Raw genomic sequence first — 25532 nt, forward strand, 5'->3', positions numbered from 1 at the left:
GATCGGCAAATTTTTACGATGTTTGCGGCAATAGTACGGTAAATGTCGTTCCAACATTTAATTTGCTGTGAACTTGTATTACCCCTTTATGGGCATCAACAATATTTTTCGCAATGGCAAGCCCCAGACCCGTACCTGCTCTTCCGCGCGTTCTCGCTTTGTCAGCTTTATAAAAGCGTTCAAACACAAACGGCAGATCTTCTTCGCTGATTCCGCTTCCTGAGTCCTGAACATCTATTTTTAAACCATTGCTTTCTGAAATAATTACTTTTACAAATCCTTGTGCACTCGTATGGCGGATGGCATTGTCAATTAAATTGGTCAGTACTTGCTCAATGCGGTCCGGATCAAACGAAAAGGAATCCGTTTGAACATTCAGCAAATATTCGAGGTGAATCTGTTTTTCTTTTGCAATGCCTTGAAATTTGCGAATAATTTTTTCAATAAAAGGCTTCAATTTGACATCTTGTATATTTAAGGAAATATGTCCTGCCTCCATTCTGGCCAAATCCAATAAATCATTCACCAATCGGCCCATTCGCAATGATTCGTCATAAATTACCTGAACAATCTCCTTCCGCTCCTTTTCGCTTCCTGCAATGTCATCGCGAAGAGCTTCGCTGTATCCTTGCAGCATGGCAATAGGCGTCCGCAGCTCGTGGGACACATTGGCAATAAAATCAATTCTTAATTTGTCGAGACGTCTTTCCTCCGTTATATCGCGCAAAACAACGACCGCTCCTCGAACATGATTTTGATTATAAAGAGAGCTCATGATCACTCCCCATGTTCTGCCTTGCAAAGTAATCTCTGTAACCTGCTCGCGGTGAGTCGTCGTCACTCGTTTAAATAGCTCTTCAATAGCCGGCGGAAGCTCATGTTCCTTTTTCGGATCCATTCCGTTTTCATAATACCATGCCTGCAAAAAACGTTCAGCAGGAGGATTTGTGACTAAAATCGTTCCATCGATATTTAACGTAATGACACCGTCGGCCATGCTGCTTAAAATGTTTGAAAGCTGTTCTTTTTCTTGCCGCAAAGCGTTAATATGGAATTTCACCTGCCGGCCCATTTGGTTAAAGGCAACAGCTAATTCACCAATTTCATCGCTTGTCAGCTTCGGAACTTTCGTATCAAATTTTCCATTCGCCACTTCAATTGCGACTTCTCTCATTTTTCGGAGCGGATAGGTAATGCGGGTTGATAAAAAAAAGGCAAAAACGGTAGTTAATATAATAGCTATAAATGCTGCCATAAAAATATATTTAGTTGTTTGTTTTGTTGTTTCATTAATGGCAGACAAAGATTGTACGACAAATATCGCTCCAGATTGATAAGGCACTCCGACGATCATCATTTCATTGTTGAATTTATTGTGATCATTCGTTTGCGGAAAGCTTTTTACAAGGCTGATTTTTTCTTGATCTTCCAATACTTTTGACAGTTCTTTCTCACTGATGATTTCATTTAATGAATATTGAGCGACACCCGCCCCGTCATTTTGCTTTTGCCAATATGTTTTTCCACCATCAACGATATACACACTTGTTAGTTTATCAGAAAGTTCAGTTGCGATGGAGCCGGCTAATGGTGTATTTTGATGATTTTCCATAATAATGGCTGCTTTATTGGCAAGCTGGGTCAATTTTTGCTCGGCATCTTTTATATGATAATTTTCCATAAACTCGAGCAGCAAAATGGTTAAAATCGACAGAACCACTATCACAAGAAATAAAATGGTCATCCAAAGCTTGCCAACAACGCTTCTCCAAAATTTCATTCTTCAACGACCTCGAATTTATAGCCGACACCCCAAACAGTCACGATCATTTTGGCGGCTTCAGGCGAAACTTTGTTTAATTTTTCCCTAAGTCTTTTCACATGAGTGTCAACTGTTCGTAAATCTCCAAAAAATTCGTAATGCCATACTTCCTTCAGCAGCTTTTCCCGGTCGTATACTTTATCAGGAGTTTTTGCCAAAAAATAAAGCAGCTCGTACTCTTTCGGGGTTAAGTTGACTTCCTTGCCGTCGGCCGTCACGCGATGAGCATCATGATCGATTGTTAAGTGCGGGAAAACGATCACATTTTTCGCCGATGAATCGGTTTTTAAATAGCTTGTTTGTGACGCCCTTCTTAAAATCGCTTTCACACGCAAAACAACCTCTCTCGGGCTGAACGGTTTTACAATATAATCGTCCGCACCGACCTCAAACCCTTGAACACGGTTTACCTCCTCTCCTTTTGCTGTCAGCATAATGACAGGAGTGGCTTTCTTTTCTCTCAGCTGCTTGCACACTTCGATTCCGTCAATTCCGGGCATCATAATATCCAGAATAATCAAATCATAATCGGCACAAAGAGCCTTTTCAAGCGCTTCATCACCATTTTCCGCCTCATCTATTTGATAATTTTCCCTTTCTAAGTACATTTTCAAAAGCCTGCGAATTCTTTCTTCATCATCTACCACTAAAATCGTTACATCCTGGTTCTCTGACATATTTTATTCCTCCCTTGATCAGGTTAAAAAAGAGCTGACTCAAATGATAATGATCCAAATTCCAGCATGTATCATGAGTCAGCCAATCCGTTTATGCATATGAATGTAAACCAGCTATCACAAGGTTTACAAAAATTAAATTAAACATGATGATCGCAAATCCGATAACCGCAAGCCATGCTGATTTTTCTCCATGCCATCCTCTCGAAAGCCGTAAGTGAAGATATGCCGCGTAAAACAGCCAAGTGATCAATGCCCAAACCTCTTTCGGATCCCAGCCCCAAAATCGGGTCCAAGCGATCTGCGCCCAAATCATGGCAAATATTAAAGCACCTAGTGTAAATACTGGGAATCCAATCGCTACTGAACGGTAGCCAATTTCATCCACCACATCCAAATTTAAATTTTTCACTAAAGGCTGCAACGCTGCAGAAATACGCTTTCTCAATATTAGGCGGATCACTCCGTATAAAATCAGTCCTACAAATGTGGACCATAAAACAGTGTTCACCTTTCTGGCCGATAAAATCGCCGGCAATTCCACAAAGCCTGCAAGCCGATCTTTTGTCAACAATTCTCCTTCGTGCGGCGCAACGAGAGCAGGCAAATGAAATTCCATTTCCGCCTCTTGTCCATTTTTATCGATCCATTTAAACACTGATTCATAATCCATTGCTCGGAACACGGTTGTGACAATGACAAATGCTAGTGTTGTGACTAATACAAACATGACAAATTCAAGCCAAAACGTCTTTTTTGTTGCTTTTGATTGGTCCACAACCTTTGTTAAATACAGGACTCCGGCTACAAAGCTGATCGCCAAAATAGCTTGTCCGGCAGCAGCTGTTGTTACATGGATTTTCAGCCAATCGCTTTGAAGAGCTGGTATTAAAGGGCTGATTTCTGTCGGAAACATGCTGGCATATGCAATCAATAAAAGTGCAACTGGCAATGTAAATAAGCCAAGTGCAGACAGCTTATAAATAAAATAAATAATGATAAATGCTCCTACTAGCATCATACCAAAGAATGTCGTGAATTCAAATAAGTTCGAAACCGGGGCATGTCCAGCAGCGATCCATCTCGTAACGAAGTATCCCAGTTGAGACAAAAAACCGAGGATCGCCGCCGCAATGCCTAATCGCGCCCATCTATTCGGTTTTTCATCCTTTCCTCTTTTGTCACGGATAGAACCGCCAAAAAAGAATGTTCCTATTAAATACAAAATAAACGCAATGTATAATAAAGTGCTGCTAAGTTCAGCCACAAACTTCCCCTCCTTCATGAGGTTCTATTCTTTTAATTGTTTTTGGTCAACAGGCTTTTGAATTTCAGTATCGCGCAAAATGATGTCCAATTCATTTTTTAATCCAAACCAGTTTTTGTTTGTATGCCCCGCCAGCATGATTTTGTCGTTATCCGCTTTCAGCCATATGCGGCGATGCTGCCAGTACAATCCTTGAATTAAGCCTATCATAAAAATGGCTCCGCCGACACCGAGCACCCATAAAGTTAAATCTTTTCTTACAACTAGACCCGTTAAGTTTTTCGTTTCAATTCCTGAAAATTTCATTTTGTATTTGTTATTCTCGTTAGGTTCAATCGTTTGCTGGATGGCAACGAAACTCGTTTCTCCCTTCGGTCTGTCAGGTGCAATCATTTTAAAAACAAATGCCGGGTTGTTTGGCACTCTCGACCGCGTGGCTGGATTGCCTTCGTCATCAAAATAAAAATCTGGAAGATAGCTGGCAATTTCAACAGCATAGCCGTTTCCTAAATCATATTTCTTTTCTGGATTTAAGAGGTCAATGACAACTTTCCCGAAGCTTTTCCCCGATTTTTTATCGATAAGATCAAACGTCATTTTATTTAATTCATTCAGCTTGTAATTCACTTGATAGACAGCATAAGAATCAAATTTCAACGGTTCGTTGACGCGAATGCTGAAGTCTTTTACCTCTTTTAATTTTGGTTCTTCACCCGGCAGGCTGTCTCCCTGCTTTTTATAAAGCGTCACATTTGATTGGAAGTTTTTAGCTACGCTTCCATCGCCGACACGGTCAATCGCTTCCTGAAACACATCTTTTTCTTTTTCCTTTTGATAAGTTTCCAAAATGAATTGATGATGTTTCAAATAATACTCGCCATTTGTCCCGGGTATTTCTTTCGTTTCCCCTTCTCTTAACCAGAGAACCTCATCCACATACATCCCCGGGAAAAAGCGGAGCATGGCTCCAATTAAAAAAATAATCAATCCGATATGATTGACATACGGACCCCATCTGGAAAATCGATTTTTCTCTGCCAAAATGTTTCCATTTTCTTCTCGAATGCGATAACGGCGCGCTGTTAAATTTTTTTTAACTTGTTCTACATTTTTTTCAATATTGTCCACATATGATTCGCTAAAAAGGCGCTGTCTTTTCAAAAAAGACTCGTGCCGAGACACACCTTGATTTTTCAAGGCACGATAAAGTGGAATAACCCGGTCAAGCGAGCAAATCACAAGCGATATTCCAATCGATGCGATCAAGGTCATATACCACCAAGAACCGTATAGGCGGTGGAAGCCTAATTGATAATAAAGCTGGCCTAAAATTCCATATTCATCTTTATAAAATTGCTCTGGCGTTACGTTGGAAGGTATGTACAATTCTTGCGGAAAAATCGTTCCGATTGCTGATGCGATCAGCGTTATCACAATCAGCCAGACTCCAACTTTAACAGAAGAGAAAAAATTCCATACTTTATCGACGATCGTTTTATTATATGTTTGAGAACGTCTGGCGCTTCCGTCATAACGCATATCATGAAGTTTTTCCGAATTGCCTTCGCCCTCTGCTGCCAAGGCCCGTCCGCAATTTTCACACAGCACAGTACCGAACGGATTTACATGACCGCATTCACATTTCACATGATTCATGTTGAAAACTCCCTAACTATGGTTTTATCATTTCCATGTAATCTCGAACTTCCCGTTCCGTCATTGGTGCAGTAATGATTTTGACAACCTTCCCGTTCTTATCGATGAGAAACGTAGTAGGCAGCGGATCTACATCATATGCATGAAGCACCTGCTGATTTTTGTCAATGACAATCGGGAAATTGAGTCCGTATTTTTCCGCAAATTTTTCCACTACTAATTTTGATTCGCCAACGTTGACAGCTAAAACTTCCACGCCTAAATTTTTATAGTGCTGATATTGTCTTTCAATGTAAGGCATTTCACGTTCACAAGGTTTGCACCACGTTCCCCAGAAATTGAGAAATACACCTTTTCCTCTATAATCGGAAAATTGATGCTTTTTTCCTTCTAAATCAGTAAGAACAAAATCAGGCGCAGCTGATCCGACTTTCACTTTTTCTTTGCTCATAAAAAAATTTGAATAGAGTGTATATCCAAGAGCACCTAATAAAATAACAAGAATAATCGAGCGAGTAATGAGTCGCCTTTTTTTCATCGTGTGTACTCCCTTTGTTTTTCATTCGCTTGTTATTATATCATTGAATTTCCGTTCATTCAGAAAAATAATTTTGACGTTTATGTGACATAAAAACGTGTAAGCCCCTAAAGCAGTACATTGTTTGCAACGTTTTTTCGGTATAAATGCGAAAGCTTAACCGATTTTAGGCTAAACTCTCGCATGCTTGCCGTGCTGGGCCAGCGCCCGCAATCTCTTCACCTCGTGGGGAGTAATTTCGCGGAACGCACCCGGATTGAGCCCTTTTAAATCTAAAAATGCGTACCGTTCTCTTTTCAGCTTCAGCACAGGATAGCCGATTTTATCAAACATTCTTCTAATTTGCCGGTTTCTTCCTTCATGAATGGTAATTTCGATTATACACGTTTTTTTTCTTTTATCTAAAGAAAGCATTTTGACTTTTGCTGGTTTTGTCATTCCATCTTCCAGCATGATCCCTTGCTCCAGTTGTTTTAATTCTTTCCTTTCTGGAATTCCTTTAACTTTCGCTACATACACTTTATCAATTTCATATCGTGGATGCATTAACAAATTAGCAAAATCGCCATCGTTTGTCAGGATTAGAAGGCCTGAAGTATCATAATCAAGTCTGCCGACCGGAAAGATGCGCTGCTCAAAATCTCGAAAGTAATCGGTGACGACTTTTCTCCCTTTTTCATCTTTCACGCTCGAAATAACTCCCCTAGGCTTATAAAACAAAATATAAATCGGTTCTTCCCTTTCTACCGGAATCCCGTTTACCTCCACCTTGTCCTCGTCAGATACTTTTGTTCCGAGCTCTGTTACAACTTGTCCATTTACAGTAACTTTTCCGTCCAAAATTAATTGCTCCGCTTTTCTTCTTGAAGCAATTCCCGAACGCGCTATCACCTTTTGCAAACGTTCCATTGATCTCACCTCTCTAAAAATATTACCTTCTTTCGGTCTGGTTACACAAGATGAACGCATTTATTTTTTTGCAAATAAAAAAGCTAAGCTCATTAAAGCTTAACCGAAAAGGAGCGTAACAATTATTATGGAAGAAAGGATGGCTGCAAAATCCGCCAGCAGCCCAACCTTTATCGCATCGCCCATTCGCTTGATCCCAACAGCACCGAAATATACTGTAATGATATACAAAGTCGTGTCTGTGCTCCCTTGCATGGTGGCTGCCAGTCGGCCGATCAACGAATCCGCTCCATGCATTGAAATTAAATCGCTCATAATTCCTAACGAAGCTGTTCCAGAGATGGGCCGAATTAACGCCAGCGGAACAATTTCCGCCGGGACGTGGATAGCTTGAAACATCGGTTTTAACAGGTCCATAAAAAAATCGAGAGCCCCTGAAGCGCGAAAAACAGACACTGCCACGAGCATGCCGACAAGATACGGAATAATGGAAAAAGAAATTTCGATTCCTTCTTTTCCACCTTCAACAAACGCTTCATAAGTTGGAATGCGTTTAAAAGTCCCGTACAACAAAATAAAACCGATGATCAATGGGATCAGCCATATCGAAACAGCACTAATGAATACCATCGTTATTCTCCTTTTCTTTTTCGTAAATAGTAAAAATAGCGGTCAATCATAATAGCGGCTATGGTAGCAAAGAAAGTCGACAGAAGCGTTGGCACGACAATATCAGTCGGATTATGCGAACCGTATGTCATTCGTATAGAAATTACAGTTGTTGGAACAAGAGTCAATCCAGTTGTATTTAATGCTAGAAAGGTGATCATGCTTCTGGACGCCTGGTCTTTATTTTTGTTTAATTTTTTCAACTGCTCCATCGCCTTAATTCCCAACGGTGTAGCTGCGTTTCCTAGCCCAAACATATTGGCGAGCAAGTTTGACAGCATGTAGCCCATCGCAGGATGCTCAGGGGGAACATCAGGAAAAATTCTCCTCATCAGCGGTTTGAACAGATTCCCTAGCTTTTCTAACAGACCGCTTTTCTCAGCAATATTCATTAAGCCTAACCAAAATACAAGCACGCTGATGAAGCCAAAGGCAATGGTGACACCCTCTTTTGCACCTGAAAAGACGGCTTTATTCACTTCCTCCATTGTTCCGTTGAACATTGCAAATACGACGCCGATCAAAGTTAAGGCAACCCAAATAATATGAATCATGCGGAAACACCCAGCATATCAAAAAATAGATCGATCATCTTTCCAAACCAGCCATGCGGAGGCTCTACATCACCGTTTTCAAAATAGATCGGCACTTCTTCAATCGTTTCGCCATCGAGCAACACTCTCAATGTTCCTACTTTTTCTGGAACCTTTTCAGGATGGTTCTTCCACGAAGCCTTCGGTTTTGCTAGGAATAAACGGATGTTTATTTTGTTTTTTTCTTCCTCCATCAGCGGATAAACAATGTCGCGATTAATGAAGATGCGGTCTTTGTAAAACTTGTTGTCAATGGCAAGGTATCCTTCTTTTTTGATCGTCACTTGATCATATTCGCTGAACGCGCTGTTAAACATGGACATATGGTCGTTCCAATCATCGGGAGCATTTAGCGTAACAGCAATTAAATGTAAATCATCTTTTTCCGCAGTGGAGACTAATGTTCTATTTGCCCTCTTTGTGTACCCGGTTTTACCGCCTGTACAATATTCATATAAATTTAAAAGTTTGTTTTTATTTTTCCACTGAAATCCGTCTTTTTTATAAACTTTTGTTCCAAATATTTTGCGGAACGTTTCATTCTCCATGGCGTATTTCGTTAAAAGAGCCATATCATATGCGGTAGAATAGTGGTTTTCGTGATCATCCAAACCGTGCGGGTTGGCAAATTCAGTATTTGTCATGCCGATTTCCTTCGCCTTTTCGTTCATCATAAATACGAAACCATCTAAACTGCCTCCGACAAATTCAGCAATCGCCACCGCAGCGTCATTTCCGGACCTTAGCATAAGACCATAAACCAAATCTTCCAGCTTCACCTTTTGCTTTTGCTTAAGATATATGGAAGACCCTTCAGTTCGGACAGCGCGGTCACTGACAGTCACATTTTGATCCATTTTTCCTGATTCAATTGCTAAAATCGCCGTCATGATTTTCGTAATGCTTGCAATGCGCATTTTTTTATGTGGGTTTTTTTCAAAAAGGATCCGGCCGCTCTCCTGATCCATTAATATGGCGCTTTCTGCACTAACTTCAATCGTATGAGTTGCATGAGCTGTCGGGATAAAAAAATGGCCTATCAATATAAAAAGAATGAATACATTAATACGTGATGTCCATTTGTTCATTAATGCTTTCACGTCCCTTTATTCGATTCGTTTTGTACAAGTTTATGCAAAGAAGACAACCGTATGAACGGAATTTGAAAGAATGTGAAATAAAAATAAGTCTCAGACTGCCGCCTGAGACGACTTACAAGTTATTTAATTTTTCAAAGAATAAATCTGCCTCTTCTTGAATAAAATGCTCTTCATTCTCGATCTCTGTCAATGAAGGCAATTCTTCGATCGTTTTTAATCCGAAATATTCAAGAAACTCTTTTGTCGTTCCGTATAAAATAGCTCTTCCCACTCCCTCTTCTCTGCCGACTTCTTGAATAAGCCCTTTCGCTAAAAGGGTCCGGATCGGCCTTTCTGACTTTACCCCTCTAATTTCTTCTATTTCAATCCGGGTAATCGGCTGTTTATAAGCGATAATGGCCAATGTTTCAAGCGCAGCCTGAGAGAGTGATTGGTTCATAGGAGTTTCCATCAGCCGCTTTAAATATGGTGCATGCTCCTTTTTGGTTGTGAGCTGGTAAACCCCTGCTACTTCTACAAGGTCGATCCCCCGTTCTTTTTTTTGGTATTCCTCTTTTAAATCTTCAATAATGCTTAAAACCGTTGCTTCGTCAATTTCAAGAACGGAAGTTAATTGCTTGATGGAAAGGCCTTCGTCTCCAGCCGCAAATAAGAGCCCTTCCAAAATGGATTTCCATTCAATAATCCCTAAACTCATGCAGCTTTTCACTCCCGTAAATATAAATTTCTGAAAAATTATGTTCTTGTTCTACATGAACGTATTCATTTTTCATCAGCTGAAGCAAAGCTAAAAAAGTCACGACCATATAATCCTTCCTGTCAGCTGGAAAGAAATCGTGAAACTCCTTTTTCTTTTTCGATGCCTTCAGCTCCATGATCATTTCCTTCATTCGTTTTTCGATCGGGATTTCTTCTTTTGCTACGGTTCGTTCGATTGGCTTTTCAATTTTTTTTCGTTTTAGCATTTTTTGAAAGGCAGCGATCATATCATAAACCGTTACGTTTCCTTTTTGCAAAATCGGCTCTTTTTCCTCCAAATATTCGCTCAAGTCGCTTGGAGGCTTCGTATAGACAAGCGCCCGTTCACTTTCCAGTTCTTTCAGCTTTACTGCCGCTTCTTTATATTTCTTGTATTCAATTAAACGGGTAACAAGCTCATCTCTCGGATCGGACTGCTCTTCTTCGATGATTTCCTCGTCTGACCACTCTTCCTCCTGTCTTGGAAGGAGCATTTTGCTTTTAATCGACAATAATGTGGCTGCCATCACTAAATATTCACTGGCAACATCCAGCTCAAGCTCCTGCATCGTGTGAATATATTCCATATACTGTTCTGTTATTTCGCTGACAGGGATATCATATATATCAATTTCTAAACGATGAATTAAATGCAAAAGCAAATCTAACGGACCTTCAAAAGCTTCTAACTTTACTAGATACATTACCTGATCATCACCCTCGATAAATGGCTAATTTTTAGTATAGACCAATAGAAAAATACATCCAATACTCTTTTTCAACAAAGCTCATTTTTGTTTATTTTTAAATCAGGCATGAATACTTTCTTTTTTGCAGCCATTTTCATAAACTATAACATATATAGTAGAAAAAAGGAGTTTTCTCAATATGTACCCACCTGAATATATTGAGTTTTTATATCATTTTCATTGTGACCGGGATTATTTTGAATGTCATGAAATTTTAGAAGAATTGTGGAAAAAAGATCCTAAAGAAGAGAGAAAACAAATCTGGGTCGGGCTCATACAAATTGCCGTTAGCTTTTATCATTACAGGAGAAAAAATTTCAATGGTGCTGAGCGGATGATGAAAAATGCTATTCGCATTTTAAAAAATGAAACGGCGTCTCTTAACAAACTCGGTTTGGATGATGAACAGCTCTTACATATTTTACAAAACACTTTTGGTCGAATTCAAAAAAGAGAACCATATAAAAGCATTCAGCTGCCGATTTTTGATCAAAACCTTTACGAAATTTGCTTAACAACGGCAAAGGAACGAGGAAAAACGTTCGGCAAGCCTAGCGATATTTCAAACGTTTTTTTAATACATAAACATAAAACAAGGGATCGAACGGACATCATTGAGGAGAGATTGAAAAATTGGCATAAAAAAAGAAAAAGAAGAGAGTGATCAGCTCTCTTCTTTTTCCAATTGTTCATGGTCGCATTTTTCAAAAAAGGATTGAATTTGTTCGCTAGGAATAACATGTTTATCTTTATATAGCTCTTTTACGGCATTGATCATTTTTTTACCGATTCCTTCATGACGATGGGACGGGTTTACGCAAATATGCTGAATTTCCACTATTCCTTTATCTTTCAATTCAACGCCGATCACTCCGATAACATCTTCTTCCTTCCATAAGAAAAGCTGCCAATTTTCGTCATTTTCATACGTTTTCATCGTTTGCTGAAGCTGCTTTAAATCCTTTTCACTCGGCATAAAGGAAAGAAGCCCCATCGCAATTTTTTCAAAAGCTTTCTTATATCGAACTAACATGCTGGATCCCTCGTTAATATATAACATTCTTTCAAGAAAGATTTTATGGGCAACTGGTGTTGAATCCCATTTATCATATTGCTCTTAACATTATATACATTTTCTTATGAATTTTAAACTGTTTTCTTTAAAGTTGGGCGAGGGATTTGATTAAATTTGCCATTTCAATTGCCGATAGTGCTGCGTCCCAGCCTTTATTGCCCGCTTTCGTTCCTGCTCGTTCAATCGCTTGCTCGATATTTTCCGTCGTGACGACGCCAAATATTACCGGCACTCCTGTTTGCAGAGAAGCGTTCGCAATCCCTTTTGCCGCTTCATTGCATACGTAATCGTAATGCGTAGTAGATCCACGGATAACTGTTCCTAAGGCAATGACCGCATCGTATTTTTTGGACTCAGCCAGTTTTTTGGATACAAGCGGGATTTCAAAAGCCCCCGGAACCCATGCAACATCAATGTCGCTTTCCGAAACGCCGTGGCGGATGAGAGCATCGATTGCTCCGCTTAACAGCTTGCTTGTAATAAATTCATTAAATCTTGATACGACAATTCCGATTTTCAAATCTTTTCCGACTAAATGTCCTTCAATTTTGTTTATGCTCATTAGTATAACCTCCCGCTAAATATGAAGTAGATGTCCTAGTTTCGATTTTTTTGTTTTCAAATATTTTTCATTATCCTTGTTTGCCGGTATTTCAATTGGAACCCGCTCCAATATTTCAAGTCCGTATTCTTGCATTTCTTTCATTTTTCTCGGATTGTTTGTCATTAAACGAATAGACTTGGCTCCAATATCCTTCAGCATCTGTGCTGCAACAGCATATTCTCTTTGATCCGGCTGAAAGCCGAGTTCCTCATTTGCTTCGACCGTATCATAACCTTTTTCTTGAAGCTTATATGCTTTCAATTTATTTATTAGCCCGATCCCCCTGCCTTCTTGGCGCAAATAGAGCAAAATTCCGCTTCCTTCTTTTTCAATTTCACTCAATGCAGAATGAAGCTGCGGGCCGCAGTCGCATCTGTGAGAATGAAAGACGTCTCCTGTCAGGCATTCTGAATGGATTCTAACTAAAACGGGATGCTCCGGCTTAATTTCACCCTTCACCAGCGCAATATGCTCTTTTCCATCATACAAGCTGGTATAACCGATGGCTTTAAAACGGCCAAAACCTGTCGGAAGCTCGATTTCCACTTCTTTTTTGATTAATTCCTCCCGTTTTCTGCGGTATTGAATTAAATCTTGAATCGTGATCATTTTTAAATTGTATTGTTCCGCTATTTCTTTTAATTGAGGAACCCGAGCCATTGTTCCGTCTTCATTAATAATTTCGCAAATGACGCCAGCTGGAAAGCATCCTGCCAGCTTTGCCAAATCAACGGCTGCTTCCGTGTGGCCGGCTCTTTTTAATACTCCTTCGTTCTTTGCAATCAACGGGAAAACATGTCCGGGTCTTTTAAAATCCTCCGCCCTTGCATCCGGCTGAATGAGCGACTGAATCGTTTTAGCTCGCTCATATGCGCTGATTCCCGTCGTTGTTGTTTGATGATCGATGCTGACAGTAAACGCGGTTTGGTGCAAATCTGTATTTTCCGCTACCATAGGGTGAAGCTGCAAACGGTGCGCTAACGATTCCGTGATCGGCACACAGACGAGACCTTTTCCTTTCGAAATCATAAAATTGATCATTTCAGGGGTGGAAAACTCAGCTAGACCGACAAAATCTCCTTCGTTTTCCCGATTCTCATCATCCACGACAATGATCACTTTCCCCTGTTTTAAATCTGCGATGGCATCCTCAATGGAATGAAACATTATTCTATCACCTCTATTCACTGTAAAAACCGTGCTTTTGCAAAAAATCAACGGTAATTCCGGTTGGTGCCTCTTTGCGGACAAACTTTTCTAAATATTTCCCGATCAAATCACATTCAATATTGACCTTATCGCCAATCTCCTTTTCCCCAATAATTGTTTCTGAATATGTGTGAGGAATAATCGAAATCGTAAAGGTTTGTTCTGTTAAACCAAAAATGGTTAAACTCGTTCCGTCAACTGCAACTGAACCTTTTAATATCATGTAATAAAGCAAATCTTTAGGAGCTTTAATTTGATAATAAACAGCATTTTCCTTTCTTTCTTTTTTGACGATCGTGCCAACGCCATCAACATGTCCTGAAACGATGTGGCCGCCAAATCGGTCGCCAACAGCCATTGCCCTTTCCAAATTCACCTTTGATCCGGTTTTTAATGTACCTAATGTCGTTGCCGCCATCGTCTCAGGCATGACATCCACAGAAAAATAATTCGATTCAAAGTCGGTGACCGTTAAACAGACTCCGTTGACGGCAATGCTGTCGCCTATTTTTACATCTTGCAAAATGTTTTTTGCATAAATTTCTAAAATTACTGCTTGATTCGTTCCTTTTACTGATTTGATTTCCCCTATTTCTTCAATGATTCCAGTAAACAATCTTGTCCACCTCTTTTCGGAACGGAGACAATTTTCACATCTTCTCCTATTTTCGTAACGGACTGAATTTCAAATGAATGTGCCATGCTCATCTTTAATGCTTCATCGCCCATGACGGCTGATATTCCTTCAGGGTCCCCCAATATTTTGGGTGCAAAATACACGATTAATTCATTCACCGCTTCCGCTTTTAAAAATGAAGCATGGACTCTTGCTCCTCCTTCAACGAACAGGGAGGTGATGCCTCGCTCGCCTAATATTTTTAAAATATTTGGGATATTCCATTGATCATGTAAAGTCAACACTTCTATTCCTAATTTTTTCAGTTCCGCTTTTTTATTGAGATCCCCATCTTGGCAAATGACCCAAGTTTCTGCTTCCTTGTCAGTTATCACATTGGCATCCAGCGGAATTCGCAGATGGGTATCTAAAATAATCCGTATCGGTGTTCGTTTGCGATCCGGCAGCCGACAAGTCAGACTTGGATTGTCTTTTATAATTGTATTAACACCCACTAAAATGCCGTCGTGTATTTCTCTGTAACGGTGCACATCCTGTCTTGCTTCCTCTCCGGTAATCCACTTGCTGTCACCTGTTTTTGTAGCAATTTTCCCATCGAATGTTGCGGCATATTTTAATGTGACAAACGGAGTGTTTGTTTGAATGTAATGAAAGAAAACTTTGTTAAGTTCATGTCCATTTTTTTGCAATATCCCGGCTTCCACATCGATTCCAGCATCTTGCAAAGCTTTCACACCGCGTCCACTTACGAGAGGATTCGGATCCAAAGCAGCTACAACGACCCGTTTAATCCCTCTTTTGATAATAAGCTCAGAGCAGGGAGGAGTTTTGCCAAAATGGCTGCAAGGTTCAAGCGTGACGTACAGCGTTGCACCTTTTGCCTTTTCCCCAGCCATATTTAAAGCATGAACTTCCGCATGGGGTTCCCCAGCCTTTAAATGCGCTCCAAACCCGATCAGTTCCCCATCCTTCACAACGACCGCTCCCACCAACGGGTTAGGGCTCGTTTGGCCGATTGCTTGTTTCGCTAGCTGAAAGGCAAATTCCATCCATTTTTCGTCATTCATAAAGGACACACCTCCCTTTTGTTGATTTCAAAACAAAAGCCCCGGGTTTGTTCCCCCAGGGCTTGATGATCACTTTAACGAAAAGAAGGTATACTCAAATAAGAGTATAAAATCTGTTCTTTTTGAACAGTTTATACTCCTCACCTTCAAAAGTGATCCTTCTCCCATCCAGACTATACTGTCGGCTCTGGATTTTCACCAGATCCACCGCAAAGGCGTTCCGCCAATGCGGGTCACGGGCTAAAAAAGCTTAAAAGCTTTTATCACCGCCGGTCGGGAATTTCACCCTGCCCCGAAGGATGCATCATTCATTTTATGTTATTTTCAATGGGAAAAACGGCTGCTTCCTCTTGCTTCCCACCTTCCATTTTGAAGCATTCGCGAGTTTTTGAAAAAGAAACAAAGCTGAAGAAAACAGCCAATTATTTTACTATTATCTCCCTTCAAACGGTCTTCTGTCAAGAAAGCAATCTTTGACCAATATGAAAAAGTGCCTTTTTATCGATTAGTTCTCTCCTACACTTGACCGCATCTACAAGAATTATATTATCAACTAAAGCTGAGCGGTATTCAGCTAGTCAGCAATGAACATCCAATAGACGAGTCCCCAAATAATGCTCAATACAACAAGAACAATAAATAATATCCAGTTTTTCATTCTCATTTTGTACATCCCTTTCTATTTGAAAGAGGAATTTAATTTTCATACACTTCTACTTTTTTCATTACATCTCCGTTTTTCATGCTCAACACAGTTTCCATGCCTGAAGTTACTTGGCCAAAAACAGTATGAACTCCATCCAAGTGAGGCTGAGGTTCATGAACGATAAAAAATTGACAAGAGCCTGTATCCCTGCCTGCGTGAGCCATAGAAATGGCGCCGGTTACATGTTTATGCGGATTGCCATCTGTTTCGCATTTGATCGTATATCCTGCATTACCAGTGCCGTTGCCATTCGGACATCCGCCTTGGCTTACAAACCCTGGAATAACGCGATGAAAAGTCAAACCGTCATAAAAGCCTGAATTCGCAAGTTTTTCAAAGTTCTTCACTGTATTTGGAGCTTCATTCGGAAAAAGCTCAAATTCAATTTTTTCTCCGTTTTCCATTAAAATGTAGCCTTTTTTGCTCATAAAACAGCTCCCTTTCATGAAAAAATTTTCTCTTTATTTTATCATAGAGTAAAACATAAAATACAGATGAAACGTTTTAGTATATATATACGTCTTAAATGGATGAAAGTTTTTGCACTCTATATCATATATTCGAAGTCATGTTCGCTTAGGAGGTTAAGTGATGAAAAAAATCGTTTTATCCATATTACTTGCTATTGGATTGGCAACACCAACTACTAGTTTTGCTGATTCTGTTGTTGGAGATGTTATTGTCACGTTAGGCAGCGATTTAACGGAGCAGCAAAAGCAGGATCTCTTAAAGGAAATGGACGTACCAGATAACGTGCAAACGGTCACCGTGACAAACGAAGAGGAGCACAAATATTTAGGGGATTATATTCCGAAAGCGCAAATCGGTTCAAAAGCGATTTCTTCTTCCAAAATACAAATTGAGAAAAAGGGATCTGGTTTAGAAGTCCAAACAAACAACATAAACTGGGTCACGGATGAAATGTACTTAAATGCGCTCATGACAGCTGGTGTCAAAGATGCAAATGTTTATGTCACCGCGCCTTTTGAAGTTTCCGGAACAGCCGCTTTAACAGGGTTGATAAAAGCTTATGAAGTTTCGACTGATAAAGCGATCCCTGAAGACGTGAAACAGGTCGCCAACCAAGAGCTGGTGGAAACAGCAAAGCTTGGAGATAAGATTGGTGACGAAAATGCTTCGGCATTAATTGCAAAAGTAAAAGAACAGATGTCCGAAAACGGCGTTCCGAAAAATGACCAAGAGTTAAGAGAAATGATTGAACAAGCAGCAAAAGATTTGCAAATAAATCTTTCCGAAGATGATATAAACAATTTAATCCTCTTATTTAACAATATGATTAACGTCAATATCAATTGGGATGAAGTCGGAAACCAGCTTGACAAAGCAAAAGACAAAATTTCTAAATTTCTCGAATCCGAAGAAGGACAAAGCTTTTTGCAAAAATTGAAAGAATTCTTTTCTTCGATCATTGATGCCATCGCATCGTTTTTCCAATAATGAAAAAGGCGTCTTCAACTAATGTTGAGACGCCGCTTTTCGTTTACGGTTGACCGACTTCCGCTTTTAAAGGCAAATCGAGACTGACTAAATCCTCGTATGTTTCCCTTTTGACGACAAGTCTCGCTTCGCCGTTTTCAACAAATACAACAGCAGGCCGAGCGATCCGGTTATAATTATTTGCCATAGAATATCCGTAAGCTCCCGTGCAAAAAACAGCTAATATATCGCCTGCTTTTACGGTAGGAAGGGATAAATCCCAAATGAGCATGTCCCCGCTTTCGCAGCATTTTCCTGCAATCGATACAGTCTCAGAACATTCGTCATTCATCCGGTTGGCAAGAGCCCCCTCGTATTTTGCCTGGTACAAAGCAGGCCGGATGTTGTCGCTCATGCCTCCGTCCACCGCAACATATTTGCGTATGTTAGGGACGACCTTTTGAGATCCTATCGAGTACAAGGTTGTTCCTGCATCCCCGACGAGAGAGCGTCCTGGCTCAATCCATATTTCAGGGAGAGGAATTTGAAGCTTCTCAGAGTGTCCTTTCACAACTTCCACCATTTTTTCAACATATACATTCATTGGCAGAGGATCATCCTCTTTCGTATATCGAATTCCGAATCCTCCCCCTAAGTTTACAACTTTCGGAACAAACTGAAACTTCTCTTTCCAAATAGAAATTTTCCCAAAAATCTTTCCTGCTGCTAAAACAAATCCTTCAGTGCCAAAAATTTGCGAACCGATATGGCAATGGATTCCTAATAGCTGTAAATGCGATTGATTTTTTACAAGCTCAATCGCTTTTTCGATTTGACCATTATGAAGGTCGAATCCAAATTTCGAATCTTCCTGCCCGGTTGTAATGTAATCATGTGTATGTGCCTCGACGCCTGGTGTAACGCGAAGCAACACCGCAACTTTTTTATTCATTTGCTGGCAAAGAGAAGATAAAACATCAATTTCATAAAAATTATCAATCACAATGCAACCGATATTTGCCTCCAGAGCCATTGCAAGCTCGTCGATGCTTTTATTGTTTCCATGAAAATGAATTTTTTCCGGAGGAAATCCTGCTTTTAATGCCGTATACAGTTCACCGCCTGAAACGACATCAAGAGAAAGCCCTTCCTCATTTGCAAGCTGCACCATTGCAATGGAAGAAAAGGCTTTGCTTGCATAAGCAACTTGATATGGAACTCCTAATGATTCAAATGTATTTTTAAAAGAACGGGCTCGTTCGCGAATGAGTGCGACATCGTATACATATAACGGTGTCCCATACTGTTTGGCAAGTTCAACTGTATCGACACCGCCGATTTCTAAATGCCCTAACTGGTTGATTTTACTTGTTCCCTGTAAATACAAAGACTAGCCCCCGCTTTCGTGAACGTAAAAGTTAAAAATACATTACCATAAAACATTTTCTCTTTCAAATTTTTTTAAGGCTGCTTTTTTACGTTCTGCGGATGAACAATGCTTGGCCTTACTTTTATATGAGGCACCGACGACCTGACGATGATCTGCCAAAAGGCTTGAGGATTAAAAGGGATAAACGGCCATAAATAAGGCGTATTTAACGATCGAATGCTGGCAAGGAAAAGGATGAACAGTGTGCAGCCGATCACTAATCCGGGCACTTTAAAGATCACTACTAATAGCAGCAATACAAAACGAACGATTTTATTGGCTACGCTCAATTCATAGCTCGGGGTTGCAAAAGTACCGACCGCCGCAATGGAAACGTACAAAATAACTTCCGGCGAAAACAAACCGACATCGATGGCAATTTGTCCTATGAGAACTGCTGCAATTAAACCCATCGCCACTGAAAGAGCTGTCGGTGTATGAATGGCTGCCATTCTTAAAAGCTCAATCCCTATGTCAGCAAGAAAAATTTGAACAACAATCGGAATATTTTTTTCTTTGTTTGGTCCAATGTAAGATATAGCCTCCGGCAGTAAAGACGGCTGCACTACATACAGCATCCAAAGAGGAAGCAAATAAATAGAAGCTAGCATGCCAAAAAAGCGCACCCATCTGACAAACGTTCCGGCCGCTGGCGCCTGACGGTATTCTTCGGCGTGCTGAACATGGTGAAAAAAAGTAGTTGGCGTAATAATGACACTCGGGGACGTGTCAACAAGAATAATGACATGTCCTTCCAGCAAATGAACTGCAGCGACATCCGCTCTTTCCGTATAGCGGACAAGCGGAAACGGATTAAAGCCTTGCTTTACTAAAAATTCTTCAATTGTTTTATCTGCCATTGGAAGCCCGTCAATCTTTATCGTTTTTAACTCCTTTTTGATCACTTCAATTAATCCTGGATCCGCCACATCTTCCAAATACGCGATCGCAATGTCGGTTTTTGATCGCTCGCCGATTTTCATGATTTCATATCTCAGACGTTCGTCCCTTATTCTTCTCCGAATCAGTCCCGTGTTGACAACGATATTTTCCACAAAACCGTCACGTGCGCCGCGGATCACTTTTTCCGTATCCGGCTCTTCCGGCTGTCTTCCAGGATAGTTGCGGACATCGACAACAAAAGCAAAATCGCTGTCTTCGACAAAAAAAACGACTAAGCCTGACAACACTTGATCGACTGCTTCATCAAGCGTTTGAACCAATGTTACTTGCTGATGAACGAGACGGTTTTTGACAATTTCCTTTAAACGATTGGCTTCCGTTTCATGATCATTGATTTTCAAAAGCTCCTTGATCAGTTCGATGACATAAAGTGAATCGCAAAGTCCTGTCACATAATATAAATGCACTTGTTTTCCGAGAAGCGTAAATTTGCGCACGCCTAAATCAAAGCTTGTTCCTAAGCCAATATGATCTCGAAAAAATTTTTCGGTATCTTGCAGCTTGGGAGAGATTTGACTTTTTTCTTGATCGGTTAATTTCGTCATGCTATCGAATCCTTTCTCTTCATCATTCATGTTCAGCTCACCTTTTCCCGCCTTTCTATCTCTGTCTTTCAAAAACTACTCCGTGAGCTATGGCCGGGATCGATTCGTTCAGCTTGATCATCGTTTTACTTAACAGAGCCCCGGTTGCCACCATCAATACTCGTTTTAAATTTCCTTTTTTCATTTCTTGGAATATGTGACCGTAAGTTACAACTGCTGAACAAGCACATCCGCTCCCGCCGGCAAATGCTCTTTGTGCTGGATGAAAAATTAACAGCCCGCAATCTGAATGGTTGCCTCGGATGTCGTACCCATCCTCAAGCAATAATTCCTTCAGCTTCGGACTGCCGACTCCCGAAAGATCGCCGGTAAGAATTAAATCGTAGTCAGAAGGAGTCCGATTTAAATCACGAAAGTGCTGCTTAATTGTATCTGCAGCTGCCGGCGCCATTGCGGACCCCATATCATAAGGGTTTTTCCTGCCAACATCGATCACCTTGCCGATCGTTGCAGCCGTTATGGCAATCTCACTTTCGTCTTTGCTGATTAATACAGCACCTGCCCCTGTTACGGTTGTCGTCGCTGTTTCTGGTTTTTGTCCGCCGAAATTCGTTGGATGCCGAAACTGCTTTTCAGCTGCGCCATAATGGCTGCTTGTGGCAGCGATAATTTTGTTCGCGAACCCCCCATCGATCAGCGCGCATGCCGTAGCGACTGTTTCCATTGAAGTCGAACAGGCCCCGTACATACATAACAGCGGAATATTGAGCATTCTAGCTGTATAGTTCGATGTAGCATTTTGGTTCAATAAATCCCCCGCCAAAAACAAATCAATATCCTCTTCCTTTAATTCAGCTTTTTTTAAACAGCGGCTGATCGCCTGCTCCATTAAATTCCGCTCGGCCAATTCCCAAGACGGCGCACCGCAGTACATATCATCAAAATGAGCATCAAATGTTTCCTTAAGCGGTCCTTTCGCTTCCTTCGGCCCAACGACAGTTGCCGTTTTATTGACAAACAATTTATGCTGAAACACCCATGTTTGCTTTCCCGTTAACCGCATCATGCTATGTTTCCTCCGATCATATGACAAATTGCCTTTACAGACCAGCAAAATAAAGCCAATGAAACAAAGAGCCGCAAATTTTTCCTAAAACGATCGCCATCATCAACATAACGATTTTGTCATCAATGCCGATCCTTTTCGCTAATATCGGAAATACATTCAGCACTTCTGTTAATGCTGCTGCAAGCATTCCGACAAATATTCCGTAAAGGAGACCGATCGGGATAAACCAATAATGCGAAGCATGCAAATAGACGGGAGAGAGGCTGAACCAACCGCCGGACACGGCGCCAAGAATAACAGCCCATTCATACAAACGAATCCATTTTATTGTCTTCGTCAGCTGCATGAGTCTTGGAATGATTCCGAGAACAGATAAAAACGCAACAAATCCACACCCGACAGCCAAGCCCCCTGCAAACCCCGTAAACAAAAGCATGAACCATTTAATCATCATCATTTTTCACGCTTTCTTTGTTTTCGTTTATGGCGATGTATTGGTCGAGATCCATTTGATAATTAAAAATCTCGACTTCCAACGGACTCGGCTCTTCATTAAATTTCTTTTTAAAAACGTGATTAAAAAACAGAACCATTCCCAGCCCCAAACCGATGGAGTAGGGGATTTGCAAAATTAACGGCTTATCGATCTTATTGCCAGTGAAAAACTGATACAAATTGCGATGCATCCGCTGCATGCTGACATCTTCATGAAAGTTCATAATCGTTAAAGCCGATCCGACAAATAATAACAGCCATACAAGAAAAAAAAGGACGGGAGCAAATTTTTTTCGATGATTTTGAATTTCAACAATTGTTTGCGTCGGCCCAACAGGTTGGACATCAAGGGAAGGATCAATGGATTGGATTTTTTCTATGACGTTGATGACATCAATGACAACATATGTTTTATCTTTTGATTGAATTTGATGAATGATTTGATCCCCCATTTTGCTGATTAACGCTTCGTCTGCAATTATTTTCGCGATTTTGTTAAGCGTGATCCTTTCGTTCGGTTTTGCCTGAATACGATGCTTTAGACGCACATAAACCGTTTTATTCACGCCCTGTCACATCCTACTTTTTTCTAATAGTATGAAACGTTCGCCACTCCCTCATGCAAAATGATCAAGACCATTTATTTCCACAAAAAAAGACCAAAGAGCTATCCGCTCATTCGGTCTTTCATTTGCTTTAATATTTTCTTTTCCAGTCTGGACACCTGAACTTGTGAGATTCCTAACCGTTTTGCGACTTCCGACTGTGTTTGATCTTTATAATACCGCAAATAAACGATCAGCCGCTCCCGCTCGCCTAAATCGTTCATAGCATCTTTTAATGCTATTTGATCAAACCATTTTTGCTCATTTTGATCTGCAATTTGATCCAGCAATGTAATCGGATCGCCATCATTTTCATAAACCGTTTCATGGATGGAGGAAGGTGCACGTACAGCTTCTTGTGCAAGAACGATATCTTCAGGTGAAATATCTAAGTAGTCAGCGATCTCCCCTACTGTTGGCACCTTGCCAAGTGTTTTGGACAGTTCCTCTCTAGCCCGTCTAATTTTATTTCCGAGCTCTTTTAATGAACGGCTCACTTTTACTGTTCCGTCATCCCGGATGAATCGTTGAATTTCTCCTATAATCATCGGAACAGCATAAGTGGAAAATTTAACATCATACGACAAATCAAACTTATCGACCGATTTCACTAAGCCAATGCAGCCGATTTGAAATAGATCATCCGCCTCATAGCCTCGGTTTAAAAATCGCTGCACAACTGACCAAACGAGCCGCATGTTTTTTTGGATAAGCAAATCGCGGGCTGCCTGATCGCCTTGCTGGCTTCTTTTAATCAAATCCCTGACTTCCTGATCCTTCAATTGTCCATTCGAATGTTCGTTCTTGACCTCCACATCCATAAGCTAATCTCCTTAATTACATAAAGCTTTGCTTTTTGTAAGATGTTTTGTTAATCGAATGATTGTGCCTTTATTTTTTTCCGATTCTATTTTCACTTCATCCATAAAATTTTCCATGATGGTAAATCCCATTCCTGAACGCTCCAGCTCAGGCTTTGTTGTAAAAAGCGGCTGTCTAGCTTCTTCAATGTTGTCAATTCCTACCCCTTCATCTCGAATCGTCAAATGAACGATATGGTCCTCTAGCGTGCAGGAAATATACACAATACCGTCAGGATTATTTTCATAACCGTGAATGATCGCATTTGTCACAGCTTCGGAAACTACTGTTTTGATTTCGGTTAGTTCATCGATCGTCGGATCCAGCTGTGCGATAAAGGAAGCTACAGCTACTCTTGCAAATGATTCATTTTGACTTACAGCGGAAAATTGAAGCTTCATTTCGTTTTTCATGACGCCACCCCCAACGTTTGCAAAGCCGCTTTCTCTGTCTCGGCCAGATGAATAATTTTAAATAAACCTGACATGTCAAAAAGACGCTTTACACTCGGGGAGATGGCGCAAACAATCATTTCACCGCCGAGATGTTTTATTTGCTTATAACGCCCGAGAATCACTCCAAGTCCAGAGCTATCCATAAAAGTTAATTGTTCTAAATTTAATAAAATATGTTGAATAGAGTTATTTTCGATGGCATCATTGACTTTTTGCCGAAGTTCCTCTGCTGTATGGTGGTCGAGCTCCCCTGACAGACGTATCAATAACACGTTTTCTTTTACTTCAAGGTCAACCGCTAGACTCAAGATCATATTCCTCCTTCAACTATGATATTGAATCTTTCGAGTTGACCTTTCATATTTCCTGCCTGAAGACAAAACTAGTGGAATTTCGCCAAAAATATCATTTTTCGGCCTTCGTCCATTCGCCTAGAACCCTTTTGAACAGCTTCCACCAGCTCGCAACGCGAACATCTTGTTTAGCCACAAGCTTGCTTTCAGCAAAAACCTTTCCATTCTTTTTCAGCACGAGGGTTCCAAGCTCATCTCCTTTTTTCACTGGCGCTACCAGGTGGTTTTTAAACATAATTTCTTGTTTAATATCATCAATGCTTTCGCCCTTTTTGGTTATAATGGAAACAGGCTCCGAAGTAATCAGCTGTACATCTTTATCGCTTCCTTTGCTCAGTTTTGCTTTTGTCACCACTTCGTTTCGTTTAAACAGAGGATGGGTTTCATACTGGGAAAAGGCATAGTCTAACAGCTTCGTGATTTGAGCATTTCGATCTTTTGGCGTTTTAGCTCCAAATACAACAGCAATCACCCGCATATTCCCTTTTTTGGCTGTTGCCGTTAAACAGTATTTCGCTTCGTTTGTATAACCTGTTTTTACACCGTCAACTCCGTCGTAAAATTTCACAAGCCGATTTGTATTGACCAACCAAAATTTTTTGTCTGTTCCTTCTCGTAAATAATCCTCATATGTTCCCGTAAATTTCGTAATTTCTTCATATTTTAATAGCTCTTTGGCAATAACCGCCATGTCCTTTGCCGACGAATAATGTCCTTTTGCAGGTAATCCGGTCGAATTTTTAAAATGCGTATTTTTCAGTCCGAGCTCTTTCGCTTTTTGATTCATCATGGATACAAACTGTTCTTCTGATCCTGCAATTCTCTCCGCCATCGCGACAGACGCATCATTGCCGGAAGCAATCGCAATTCCTTTTAATAAATCTTCCACTGTCATTTCTTCCCCAGGCTCCAAAAAGATTTGCGATCCCCCCATGGATGCTGCATATTCGCTCGCTCTTACTTTTTCATCCATTTGAATCTTTCCTTTATCAAGAGCTTCCATAATAAGAAGAAGCGTCATGATTTTCGTCATACTGGCGGGCGGCAGCGGTGTATCTGAATTTTCTTCATATAGTACTTGACCTGTATCCCGCTCAATCAATATAGCCGATTTCACTCCATCTACTAGTTTGACATTTTTTTCTTCTGCCCACGCAGCCGTTGAAACCCCAAAAAAAAGAACAAATGTTGCCATGACAGACAGTAGTAATTGTTTCATCTCCACATCCTCCATTCCTCATATGTAACTGCAATCTAATCTAATGAAATGTAAAAGACTCTAAAAATGAAATGAGAATGAATTT

The 25532-nt window shown here is 40.5% G+C and carries 28 protein-coding genes and 1 riboswitch; of the genes, 2 read left to right on the forward strand and 26 right to left on the reverse strand.

Annotation, left to right across the window (positions count from 1 at the left end; translation table 11 throughout):
• Positions 1-13 precede the first annotated feature (13 nt).
• From NSQ71_RS11640 to NSQ71_RS11690, 11 genes are all read right to left on the reverse strand, one after another.
• Positions 14-1780 (reverse strand): ATP-binding protein, encoded by a 1767-nt coding sequence (locus NSQ71_RS11640; protein ID WP_340733975.1) that lies wholly within the window; start codon positions 1778-1780, stop codon positions 14-16.
• Complete coding sequence (locus NSQ71_RS11645; protein WP_066247683.1) at positions 1777-2499, reverse strand: response regulator transcription factor; 723 nt, start codon at positions 2497-2499, stop codon at positions 1777-1779. The genes NSQ71_RS11640 and NSQ71_RS11645 overlap by 4 nt, the downstream gene beginning before the upstream one ends.
• Positions 2500-2590: 91 nt before the next feature.
• Positions 2591-3766, reverse strand: coding sequence for a c-type cytochrome biogenesis protein CcsB (ccsB, locus tag NSQ71_RS11650; RefSeq protein ID WP_063388626.1), 1176 nt, complete (start codon positions 3764-3766; stop codon positions 2591-2593).
• A 24-nt stretch (positions 3767-3790) separates the two neighbouring features.
• Entirely contained in the window at positions 3791-5422 is a 1632-nt protein-coding gene (gene resB / locus NSQ71_RS11655) for a cytochrome c biogenesis protein ResB (RefSeq protein ID WP_130157473.1), read from the reverse strand.
• Positions 5423-5438: 16 nt separating this feature from the next.
• Positions 5439-5960, reverse strand: coding sequence for a thiol-disulfide oxidoreductase ResA (gene resA, locus NSQ71_RS11660; protein WP_063388628.1), 522 nt, complete (start codon positions 5958-5960; stop codon positions 5439-5441).
• A 171-nt stretch (positions 5961-6131) separates the two neighbouring features.
• Positions 6132-6869, reverse strand: coding sequence for a pseudouridine synthase (locus NSQ71_RS11665; protein ID WP_063388629.1), 738 nt, complete (start codon positions 6867-6869; stop codon positions 6132-6134).
• 99 nt (positions 6870-6968) lie between these two features.
• Positions 6969-7499: a spore maturation protein gene (locus NSQ71_RS11670; RefSeq protein WP_063388630.1), complete on the reverse strand. Its 531-nt coding sequence runs from the start codon at positions 7497-7499 to the stop codon at positions 6969-6971.
• A 2-nt stretch (positions 7500-7501) separates the two neighbouring features.
• Positions 7502-8092 (reverse strand): nucleoside recognition domain-containing protein, encoded by a 591-nt coding sequence (locus NSQ71_RS11675; RefSeq protein ID WP_063388631.1) that lies wholly within the window; start codon positions 8090-8092, stop codon positions 7502-7504.
• Complete coding sequence (locus NSQ71_RS11680; RefSeq protein WP_066247679.1) at positions 8089-9219, reverse strand: D-alanyl-D-alanine carboxypeptidase family protein; 1131 nt, start codon at positions 9217-9219, stop codon at positions 8089-8091. The genes NSQ71_RS11675 and NSQ71_RS11680 overlap by 4 nt, the downstream gene beginning before the upstream one ends.
• 124 nt (positions 9220-9343) lie before the next feature.
• Positions 9344-9928: an SMC-Scp complex subunit ScpB gene (scpB, locus tag NSQ71_RS11685; RefSeq protein WP_063388633.1), complete on the reverse strand. Its 585-nt coding sequence runs from the start codon at positions 9926-9928 to the stop codon at positions 9344-9346.
• The gene (locus NSQ71_RS11690) at positions 9909-10673 is read right to left on the reverse strand and encodes a segregation/condensation protein A (protein WP_063388634.1); all 765 of its coding nucleotides are present in this window, start codon (positions 10671-10673) and stop codon (positions 9909-9911) included. The genes scpB and NSQ71_RS11690 overlap by 20 nt, the downstream gene beginning before the upstream one ends.
• A gap of 184 nt (positions 10674-10857) precedes the next feature.
• On the opposite strand from NSQ71_RS11690, the gene NSQ71_RS11695 reads away from it, so the two are divergent.
• The gene (locus NSQ71_RS11695; protein WP_340733976.1) at positions 10858-11382 is read left to right on the forward strand and encodes a DUF309 domain-containing protein; all 525 of its coding nucleotides are present in this window, start codon (positions 10858-10860) and stop codon (positions 11380-11382) included.
• Here NSQ71_RS11695 and NSQ71_RS11700 read toward each other — a convergent pair whose 3' ends face one another.
• The 6 genes from NSQ71_RS11700 to NSQ71_RS11725 all read right to left on the reverse strand — a co-directional run bounded on the left by NSQ71_RS11700 (position 11383) and on the right by NSQ71_RS11725 (position 16444).
• On the reverse strand, positions 11383-11751 hold the full coding sequence (locus NSQ71_RS11700) for a GNAT family N-acetyltransferase (RefSeq protein ID WP_063388636.1): 369 nt from the start codon (positions 11749-11751) through the stop codon (positions 11383-11385). It abuts the gene before it with no gap.
• Positions 11752-11878: 127 nt separating this feature from the next.
• Positions 11879-12349 carry a 6,7-dimethyl-8-ribityllumazine synthase gene (ribH, locus tag NSQ71_RS11705; RefSeq protein WP_063388660.1) on the reverse strand — a complete coding sequence of 157 codons (471 nt, stop codon included), beginning with the start codon at positions 12347-12349 and terminating at the stop codon, positions 11879-11881.
• A 21-nt stretch (positions 12350-12370) separates the two neighbouring features.
• On the reverse strand, positions 12371-13564 hold the full coding sequence (locus NSQ71_RS11710) for a bifunctional 3,4-dihydroxy-2-butanone-4-phosphate synthase/GTP cyclohydrolase II (RefSeq protein ID WP_063388637.1): 1194 nt from the start codon (positions 13562-13564) through the stop codon (positions 12371-12373).
• A gap of 13 nt (positions 13565-13577) precedes the next feature.
• A complete protein-coding gene (gene ribE, locus NSQ71_RS11715; RefSeq protein ID WP_063388638.1) occupies positions 13578-14222 on the reverse strand; it encodes a riboflavin synthase in 645 nt (214 codons plus the stop codon).
• Entirely contained in the window at positions 14195-15310 is a 1116-nt protein-coding gene (ribD, locus tag NSQ71_RS11720) for a bifunctional diaminohydroxyphosphoribosylaminopyrimidine deaminase/5-amino-6-(5-phosphoribosylamino)uracil reductase RibD (RefSeq protein WP_311066292.1), read from the reverse strand. The genes ribE and ribD overlap by 28 nt, the downstream gene beginning before the upstream one ends.
• Before the next feature lie 152 nt (positions 15311-15462).
• Positions 15463-15614, reverse strand: a riboswitch (FMN riboswitch).
• 392 nt (positions 15615-16006) lie between these two features.
• Complete coding sequence (locus tag NSQ71_RS11725) at positions 16007-16444, reverse strand: peptidylprolyl isomerase (RefSeq protein ID WP_063388640.1); 438 nt, start codon at positions 16442-16444, stop codon at positions 16007-16009.
• Between the two features lie 163 nt (positions 16445-16607).
• Here NSQ71_RS11725 and NSQ71_RS11730 point away from each other — a divergent pair, with 163 nt between their 5' ends.
• Entirely contained in the window at positions 16608-17474 is an 867-nt protein-coding gene (locus NSQ71_RS11730) for a DUF1002 domain-containing protein (RefSeq protein WP_094246160.1), read from the forward strand.
• Between the two features lie 43 nt (positions 17475-17517).
• On the opposite strand, the gene lysA is transcribed toward NSQ71_RS11730, so the two are convergent.
• The 9 genes from lysA to NSQ71_RS11775 all read right to left on the reverse strand — a co-directional run bounded on the left by lysA (position 17518) and on the right by NSQ71_RS11775 (position 25447).
• Positions 17518-18840, reverse strand: a complete 1323-nt coding sequence (gene lysA / locus NSQ71_RS11735; RefSeq protein WP_066247674.1) for a diaminopimelate decarboxylase — start codon at positions 18838-18840, stop codon at positions 17518-17520.
• Between the two features lie 74 nt (positions 18841-18914).
• On the reverse strand, positions 18915-20390 hold the full coding sequence (locus NSQ71_RS11740; RefSeq protein WP_066247706.1) for a spore germination protein: 1476 nt from the start codon (positions 20388-20390) through the stop codon (positions 18915-18917).
• A 55-nt stretch (positions 20391-20445) separates the two neighbouring features.
• Positions 20446-21453, reverse strand: coding sequence for a stage V sporulation protein AD (spoVAD, locus tag NSQ71_RS11745; RefSeq protein ID WP_066247704.1), 1008 nt, complete (start codon positions 21451-21453; stop codon positions 20446-20448).
• 37 nt (positions 21454-21490) lie between these two features.
• Positions 21491-21913, reverse strand: a complete 423-nt coding sequence (locus tag NSQ71_RS11750; RefSeq protein ID WP_063388663.1) for a stage V sporulation protein AB — start codon at positions 21911-21913, stop codon at positions 21491-21493.
• Positions 21903-22520 (reverse strand): stage V sporulation protein AA, encoded by a 618-nt coding sequence (locus NSQ71_RS11755; RefSeq protein ID WP_063388643.1) that lies wholly within the window; start codon positions 22518-22520, stop codon positions 21903-21905. Before NSQ71_RS11755 ends, NSQ71_RS11750 begins: the two co-directional genes overlap by 11 nt.
• 101 nt (positions 22521-22621) lie before the next feature.
• Positions 22622-23380 (reverse strand): RNA polymerase sporulation sigma factor SigF, encoded by a 759-nt coding sequence (gene sigF / locus NSQ71_RS11760; RefSeq protein ID WP_063388329.1) that lies wholly within the window; start codon positions 23378-23380, stop codon positions 22622-22624.
• 12 nt (positions 23381-23392) lie between these two features.
• On the reverse strand, positions 23393-23833 hold the full coding sequence (gene spoIIAB / locus NSQ71_RS11765) for an anti-sigma F factor (RefSeq protein ID WP_063388330.1): 441 nt from the start codon (positions 23831-23833) through the stop codon (positions 23393-23395).
• Positions 23830-24183: an anti-sigma F factor antagonist gene (gene spoIIAA, locus NSQ71_RS11770; RefSeq protein WP_063388331.1), complete on the reverse strand. Its 354-nt coding sequence runs from the start codon at positions 24181-24183 to the stop codon at positions 23830-23832. Before spoIIAA ends, spoIIAB begins: the two co-directional genes overlap by 4 nt.
• A gap of 97 nt (positions 24184-24280) precedes the next feature.
• On the reverse strand, positions 24281-25447 hold the full coding sequence (locus NSQ71_RS11775; protein WP_063388332.1) for a D-alanyl-D-alanine carboxypeptidase family protein: 1167 nt from the start codon (positions 25445-25447) through the stop codon (positions 24281-24283).
• Positions 25448-25532: the final 85 nt, after the last annotated feature.

It is taken from the genome of Aeribacillus sp. FSL M8-0235, assembly GCF_038000355.1.
In the GTDB taxonomy this organism is placed as follows: Bacteria; Bacillota; Bacilli; order Bacillales; family Aeribacillaceae; genus Aeribacillus; species Aeribacillus composti.